Origin of the sequence: [Mycobacterium] manitobense (assembly GCF_025821665.1) — a bacterium.
GTDB classification, from domain to species: Bacteria; Actinomycetota; Actinomycetes; order Mycobacteriales; family Mycobacteriaceae; genus Mycobacterium; species Mycobacterium arseniciresistens.
Genome location: NZ_JACKSJ010000096.1, coordinates 20,286 through 27,224, shown reverse-complemented (window position 1 = coordinate 27,224; position 6,939 = coordinate 20,286). Strand labels below are relative to the sequence as shown.

The following is a 6,939-nucleotide window of genomic DNA, read 5'->3' as shown; positions in this document are numbered from 1 at the left end:
CATCAGCGCGCCGCCCGCGGCTCCCGCGTCGAGTGCGTAGCTGTAGAGCCGGCCCGGCACCAGCACGTCGGTGCCGCCCCGCTCGTTGACCGCGGCGCGCGGCGGTGCGTCGGCGCGCAGCGCGAGCGTCTGGTTCTCGCCGAGCCGGGGGTGCAGCCCGGTGGCGCTCCACCGCACCTGCCAGCGGCCCTCGTCGCGGACCATGTTGAGCCGTCCGTCGTAGGTCCAGGTGCGGTCCTTGGGCAGGTGCCAGGTGTAGCGGTAGGTCACGCTGCCGGTGTCCTCCGCGTATCGGGCACTGAGGATCTGGGCGTCCAGCGTGGTTGCCTGCAGACCGGCCCACGCCTCGTTCAGGTCGGTCCGCGCCTCGTCGGGCCGGTCGGCGAGCTCGGCGGCGGCTCCGGTGTCGCCGCGGCCGAGCGCCGCGAAGAACTCCTCGGCCGTCGGTTCGGGACCGTTGGGGCGGGGGGTACAGGCGCTCAGCGACGCCGCCGCCGCAACCATCACCAGCGCGGCCAACGCGGACGCGCGTGATACTGCTGAGGTTCGAGTTGCCATTGGGGCAGATGTTATGAACTTTGGCATCGCATGTCGGGGAGGCGCACCGAGACCCGACCGTGACAATCACCTCGGCTCGCCGGCGGCGGAGCCGATCCACCGCATTCCGGCGAAGCGCCCGGTGGTGACGGTAAGCGGTGCGGGGCATATACCGTGATCGACGATGGCCGACACCGATCCGTCCCCGAATTTCGGCGACGTACAGCACCACTACGACCTGTCCGACGACTTCTTCCGGCTCTTCCTGGATCCCACGCAAACCTACAGCTGCGCATACTTCGAGCCCCCGGACCTCACGCTGGAACAGGCGCAGCTGGCGAAGATCGACCTGTCGCTGGGCAAGTGTGACCTTCGGCGCGGGATGACGCTGCTCGATATCGGTTGCGGGTGGGGCGCCACGATGCTGCGGGCATTGGAGCGTCACGACGTCAATGTCATCGGGCTGACGCTGAGCGAAAACCAGTACCAGCACGTGCAGAAGCTGCTCGCTTCCCGGCCGAACACCGACTCGGGCAGACACGCCGAGGTGCGGTTGCAAGGATGGGAGGAGTTCCACGATCCGGTGGACCGCATCGTGTCGATCGGCGCGTTCGAACACTTCAAGTACGCCCGTTACCCGATGTTCTTCGAGCGGGCGTACGACATCCTGCCCGGCGACGGCAGGATGATGCTGCACTCCATCGTCACCATGGGCCGCGACATCTTTCGGATGGGCCGCAAGATCACCCGTGAAGACGTCGACTTCTGGGCGTTCCTCGGCCGGGAGATCTTCCCCGGCGGTGAGCTGCCGCTACCGCAGAGCATCCCCTCCTACGCCGAGGCGGCCGGCTTCGCGGTGCGCCAGGTCCAGTCGTTGCAGCCGCATTACGCCCGCACGCTGGACATCTGGGCGGAGACACTGGCCGCCCGCCATGACGACGCGGTACGCATCGCCTCGGAGGACACCTACCAGACCTACATCCGGTATCTCACCGGCTGTGCCGACCGGTTCCGTTGGCGCCACGTCGACGTCCGCCAGTACACCCTGACCAAGGCCGAGCCGGAATAGCTGTCAGGACCCGGCGGCCGGGGTGCGCACCACCAGCGGGACCGCGGGGAAGAATGCAGCCATCTCCGAGCGGGACTTCCGCAGTGCCGCTGTGCCGTACCCCCTCTTGCGGTACTGCGGGTGGATCCAGACCCGCACGTTGACCTCGCCGCCGGCCAGCTCGCCGAACACCATGCCGACCTTGTCGGAGCCGTCGATCGCCACCAGCCACGCCGCCTCCTCGGCGGCGACCCGCGCCACGGCAGCGGAGATCTCGTCGGCCAGATCACCTGCAGGACTGCCGGATCCGTCGCCCGCCGCGCCGACATCGGCGGTGCGGGCGGCGAAGATGTCGCCGTCGGCGGTCGCATCGAAGGCCCGCAGCGTCAGCGAGTCGGGCGACGCGGACCCCGACTCGCCCCTGGTGAAACTCAGCTGGTTGTTGAGATCCTCCAACTCGGCGGCGATGCGCCGCCGGGACACCTTGGTGAGCCGGTCGAAGGACAACCGCAGCACTGCCTCGGCACTGGGCGCCGAGGTCTTCAGCAGCGACGCGACCGCCTCGATCGCGGCGTCGTGGTCCTCGGAGTCGACGATTGCGTCGAGCACCTCGTGCCTGTGGTCCAGCGCCCGCACCAGGGTGTCGGCGATCTCGCGGCGGGCGACCTTGGGGTCGGATTCGGTCATGACGGCAGCCTAAGGGCTGCTGCCCGCGCCCGGGGAACCGGGCGGCGGTCAGTCGAGCAGAACCGTCGCGAACGTGCCGACCTGCTCAAATCCGATGCGCGCGTACGTCGCCCGGGCGACGGTGTTGAAGCTGTTGACGTAGAGGCTGGCGATGCGCCCGCTGCGCAGCACCGCCGACGACAGCGCCGCGGTGCCGGTGGTGCCCAGCCCGCGGCCACGCCATTCCGGATGCACCCACACGCCCTGGATCTGGCCGACGGTCGGCGACTGGGAGCCGACCTCGGCCTTGAACACCACCTCGCCGCGCTCGAAGCGGGCCCACGCCCGGCCTGCGGCGATCAGCCCGGCCACCCGGCGCCGGTAGCCGCGGCCGTTGTCGCCCAGCCGCGGGTCGACGCCGACCTCGCCGATGAACATGTCGATGGCCGCGGTGAGATACGCGTCGAGTTCCTCGATGCGGGCGGGCCGCACCGCCGAGTCGATCGAGCACTGGGGCGCGGAGTGCAGCGCCATCAGCGGCTGGTGCTCACGCACGTCACGCGCGGGGCCCCACGCCGCCTCGAGCCTGCGCCACATCGGCAGCACCAGCTCCGCCCGGCCCACCAGCGACGAACATCGCCGCGCCGTGCTCATCGCCTGGTCGGCGAAGGCGTTGAGGTCGTCGATCTCTCCGCGCAGCGGGATCAGGTTGGGACCGGCGTAACACAGCGAATCGGCGGCACCCCGGCGCGTCCACAGTTCCCCACCGATGGCACCGGGCTCGACGCCGTGATCGGCGACCCGGGCGGCGACCATGCACGATCCGATCGGATCCTGGTCGAGCACCTCGAGGACCGCGGCGGCGTCCCGCACCACCGACACCCGTCGCTCGTCGACATGGCGGAACAGCGGCGGTGCCGACATCGCGCGTCTTTCTGTTCGAGCGGTCGTGACCCCGACCACAGGGCCGCACTCAGCTTACGGTGACAACCGGTGAACCGCTCGCACTTGTCTGGCCGGAGTCCATCTCGGCGGCGATGCGCATCGCCTCCTCGATCAGGGTCTCCACGATCTGCGCCTCGGGCACCGTCTTGATGACCTCGCCGCGAACGAAGATCTGTCCCTTGCCGTTTCCGGACGCGACGCCGAGGTCCGCCTCGCGCGCCTCCCCCGGCCCGTTGACGACACAGCCCATCACCGCGACCCGTAGCGGCACCTCGAGGCCGTCCAGCCCCGCGCTGACCGCGTTGGCCAGCGTGTACACGTCCACCTGGGCCCGGCCGCACGACGGGCAGGACACGATCTCCAGGCCACGCGGCCGCAGGTTCAGCGATTCGAGGATCTGGTTGCCGACCTTGATCTCCTCAACCGGAGGCGCGGACAGCGAGACGCGGATGGTGTCGCCGATGCCCTTGCTCAGCAGCGCCCCGAACGCGACGGCGGACTTGATGGTGCCCTGGAACGCGGGCCCCGCCTCGGTGACGCCGAGGTGCAGCGGGTAATCGCACTGCGCGGCGAGTTGCTCGTAGGCCGCGACCATGATCACCGGGTCGTTGTGCTTGACGCTGATCTTGATGTCGCCGAAGCCGTGCTCCTCGAACAGCGACGCCTCCCACAGCGCCGACTCCACGAGCGCCTCCGGGGTGGCCTTGCCGTACTTCTTCATCAACCGCGGGTCCAGCGAGCCGGCGTTGACGCCGATCCGGATCGGGATGCCGGCCGCACCCGCCGCCTTGGCGACCTCCTTGACCCGGCCGTCGAACTCCTTGATGTTGCCCGGGTTGACGCGCACGGCGGCACAGCCGGCGTCGATCGCGGCGAAGATGTACTTGGGCTGGAAGTGGATGTCGGCGATCACCGGGATCTGCGACTTCTTGGCGATGGCGGGCAGCGCGTCGGCGTCCTCCTGCCGGGGGCACGCCACGCGCACGATGTCGCAGCCGGACGCCGTGAGTTCGGCGATCTGCTGCAGCGTCGCGTTGATGTCGTGGGTCTTGGTGGTGCACATCGACTGCACGGCGATCGGGTGGTCGCTGCCGACACCGACATCGCGCACCATCAACTGGCGCGTCTTGCGGCGTGGCGCGAGCACCGGCGCCGGCGGTGCCGGCATGCCCAGGCCTATCGAGGTCACAGCGTCTCCAGGGTTCAGGGCCGGCTACTGCAACCTGATCGGGTTGACGAAGTCGGCGGTCACGGTCAGCAGCATGTAGCCGACCAGCACCACCAAGACTACGTAAGTAGCGGGCATCAGTTTGAGATAGTTCACCGGCGCCGCGGCCACCTTGCCGCGCGCCGACCGGATCATGTTGCGGATCTTCTCGAACACCGCGACCGCGATGTGCCCGCCGTCGAAGGGCAGCAGCGGGATCAGGTTCACCGCGCCGAGGACGAAGTTGAGCTGAGCCAGGAAGAGCCAGAACAACTCCCACACGCCGGCGTCGGCGGTGTCACCGCCGATGATGCTGGCGCCGACCACGCTGATCGGGGTCTCGGGGTCGCGCTCGCCACCGCCGATGGACTCCACCAGCGCGCCGATCTTGGTGGGGATCTTCGCCAGCGCCTCGCCGAGCTGGACGGCCAGGTCGCCGGTGAACGCGACGGTGCCGGGCACCGCCGTCAGCGGGTTGTACTGCGCCCAGTCGAGCGGGTCCGGGGCGCCGATGCCGACGGCGCCGACTTTCGACGGGGTGTCACCGTCGGTGCTGGTGAAGCGCTCGACACGGGTGACGTCCACCACGGTGGTGAACTGGCTGCCGTCGCGCTCGACCGTGAACGGCGTCGGCCCGTCGAGGGTGCGGACGGCGGTAACCATCTCCTTGAAGTCCGCCACCGGGGTGTCGCCGACCTTGACCACGGTGTCACCGGGCCGGATACCGGCCAGGGCGGCGGGGCCAGGCCCGGTGCACTCACCCAACTCGGTCTTCGACACCTGCGGCGCGACACACACGGTTTCGCCGACGACGGCGGTGGTGGGCGGGTTCAGGTCGGGCAGACCCCAGGTGAGGGCGATGCCGTAGATGATCACCATGCCGAGGACGAAGTTCATGCCGGGACCGGCGAACAGCACGGCCACCCGCTTCCACACCTTCTGCCGGTACATCGCGTACGGCCGGTCGGCGGGGTCGAGTTCGTCGACCGGGGTCATGCCCGCGATGTCGCAGAAGCCGCCGAGCGGGATGGCCTTGACGCCGTACTCGGTCTCCCCCAGCTTGTTGGGCCTGCGCGTGGACCACAGCGTGGGCCCGAAGCCGACGAAGTAGCGGCGCACCTTCATACCGGTGGCACGCGCCACCCACATGTGGCCGCACTCGTGCAGGGCCACCGAGACCAGAATCGCGAGCGCGAACAGCGCGACACCAACAACGAACATCATCGGGCGGGCAGAACCTCCTGGGTGAGCACGGAGCGGGCCTTCTCGCGGGCCCATCGCTGCGCCTCGAGTACCTCCTCCACGGTAGCTGGTTCCGCGGCCCACTCGTCGCCGGCGGCCAGCACCTCGCCGACCGTCCGGACGATCGCCGGGAAGGAGATGCGGCCGTCGAGGAACGCCGCGGCGGCCTCCTCGTTGGCCGCGTTGTAGACCGCGGTCAGGCAGCCACCCGCGGTGCCTGCCGCGCGGGCCAGCCGCACCGCCGGGAAGACCTCGTCGTCGAGCGGCAGGAACTCCCAGGTGGCGGCGGTGGAGAAGTCGCAGGCGGCGGCGGCTCCGGGCACCCGGTCCGGCCAGCCGAGCGCGAGCGCGATCGGTAGCTTCATGTCGGGCGGGCTGGCCTGTGCCAGCGTCGACCCGTCGGTGAAGGTCGCCATCGAGTGCACGATCGACTGCGGATGCACGACGACGTCGATGCGGTCGTACGGGATGCCGAACAGCAGGTGCGTCTCGATCAGCTCGAGGCCCTTGTTGACCAGCGTCGCCGAGTTCAGGGTGTTCATCGGCCCCATGGACCAGGTGGGGTGCTTGCCCGCCTGTTCGGGGCTCACCGAGTCGAGATCCTCGGCCGACCAGCCGAGGAACGGGCCGCCGGATGCGGTGAGCACCAGCCGGGCGACCTCGCCGGAGGTGCCGCCGCGCAGGCACTGCGCCATCGCCGAGTGCTCGGAGTCGACCGGCACGATCTGGCCGGGTGCGGCCGCCCGCAGCACCAGCGGACCGCCTGCCACCAGCGACTCCTTGTTCGCCAGGGCCAGCCGCGCGCCGGTGGCCAGGGCGGCCAGGGTGGGTTCCAGTCCCAGCGCCCCGACCAGGGCGTTGAGCACCACGTCGGCCTCGGTGTCCTGCACCAACCGGGTCACGGCGTCCGGGCCGCTGTGGGTGACGTCACCGATCCGCTCCGCGGCGGCGGCGTCGGTGACCGCGACCCTGGTGGCGCCGGTCTCGGCGCGCTGGCGGGAGAGCAGGTCGGGGTTGTTGCCGCCGGCGGCCAGCCCGACCACCTCGAACCGGTCCGGATTGGCGGCGATCACCTCGAGCGCCTGGGTGCCGATCGACCCGGTGCTGCCGAGGATCAGCACCCGCTGCCGAGATCCGGATGAGCTCACCGGACTATTGTGCCGCCTCCGGGAGCCGCCCCGGCGCACACCGCACCCCGATCTTGAATGTGACGCGTTTGTGACGGCGGCTCCCCCGGCCCGTCCGTGACGCACACCACCCCGAATCCCCGGTGTCAGATCACCAGGACGGCGGC

Annotated in this window: 7 protein-coding genes; 1 reads left to right on the top strand and 6 read right to left on the bottom strand. The window is 70.0% G+C overall.

Annotation, left to right across the window (positions count from 1 at the left end; all coding sequences use genetic code 11):
* Positions 1–558, bottom strand: a 558-nt coding sequence (locus H7I41_RS12630; RefSeq protein WP_276008699.1) for an NTF2-like N-terminal transpeptidase domain-containing protein, incomplete at its 3' end; no start/stop codon positions are given.
* A gap of 163 nt (positions 559–721) precedes the next feature.
* Between H7I41_RS12630 and H7I41_RS12625 the strand changes: the two genes are divergently transcribed.
* Entirely contained in the window at positions 722–1,606 is an 885-nt protein-coding gene (locus tag H7I41_RS12625) for a cyclopropane mycolic acid synthase family methyltransferase (RefSeq protein WP_264012928.1), read from the top strand.
* 3 nt (positions 1,607–1,609) lie between these two features.
* Here H7I41_RS12625 and H7I41_RS12620 read toward each other — a convergent pair whose 3' ends face one another.
* Genes H7I41_RS12620 through dxr form a run of 5 tightly spaced genes read right to left on the bottom strand, consistent with a single transcriptional unit; the run spans position 1,610 to position 6,793 of the window.
* A complete protein-coding gene (locus H7I41_RS12620) occupies positions 1,610–2,272 on the bottom strand; it encodes a GNAT family N-acetyltransferase (protein WP_264012927.1) in 663 nt (220 codons plus the stop codon).
* Positions 2,273–2,320: 48 nt separating this feature from the next.
* Positions 2,321–3,175, bottom strand: coding sequence for a GNAT family N-acetyltransferase (locus H7I41_RS12615; protein WP_264012926.1), 855 nt, complete (start codon positions 3,173–3,175; stop codon positions 2,321–2,323).
* 49 nt (positions 3,176–3,224) lie between these two features.
* The gene (ispG, locus tag H7I41_RS12610; protein WP_308214616.1) at positions 3,225–4,385 is read right to left on the bottom strand and encodes a flavodoxin-dependent (E)-4-hydroxy-3-methylbut-2-enyl-diphosphate synthase; all 1,161 of its coding nucleotides are present in this window, start codon (positions 4,383–4,385) and stop codon (positions 3,225–3,227) included.
* Positions 4,386–4,409: 24 nt separating this feature from the next.
* The gene (locus tag H7I41_RS12605) at positions 4,410–5,627 is read right to left on the bottom strand and encodes a M50 family metallopeptidase (protein WP_264012925.1); all 1,218 of its coding nucleotides are present in this window, start codon (positions 5,625–5,627) and stop codon (positions 4,410–4,412) included.
* On the bottom strand, positions 5,624–6,793 hold the full coding sequence (dxr, locus tag H7I41_RS12600) for a 1-deoxy-D-xylulose-5-phosphate reductoisomerase (RefSeq protein WP_264012924.1): 1,170 nt from the start codon (positions 6,791–6,793) through the stop codon (positions 5,624–5,626). The genes H7I41_RS12605 and dxr overlap by 4 nt, the downstream gene beginning before the upstream one ends.
* Between the last annotated feature and the right edge of the window lie 146 nt (positions 6,794–6,939).

Bases quoted from the DNA above. Each gene is read 5' to 3' on its own strand.
- H7I41_RS12625 (WP_264012928.1), top strand. From the start codon at position 722: ATGGCCGACACCGATCCGTCCCCGAATTTCGGCGACGTACAGCACCAC.
- H7I41_RS12615 (WP_264012926.1), bottom strand. From the start codon at position 3,175: ATGTCGGCACCGCCGCTGTTCCGCCATGTCGACGAGCGACGGGTGTCG.
- H7I41_RS12620 (WP_264012927.1), bottom strand. From the start codon at position 2,272: ATGACCGAATCCGACCCCAAGGTCGCCCGCCGCGAGATCGCCGACACC.
- H7I41_RS12605 (WP_264012925.1), bottom strand. From the start codon at position 5,627: ATGATGTTCGTTGTTGGTGTCGCGCTGTTCGCGCTCGCGATTCTGGTC.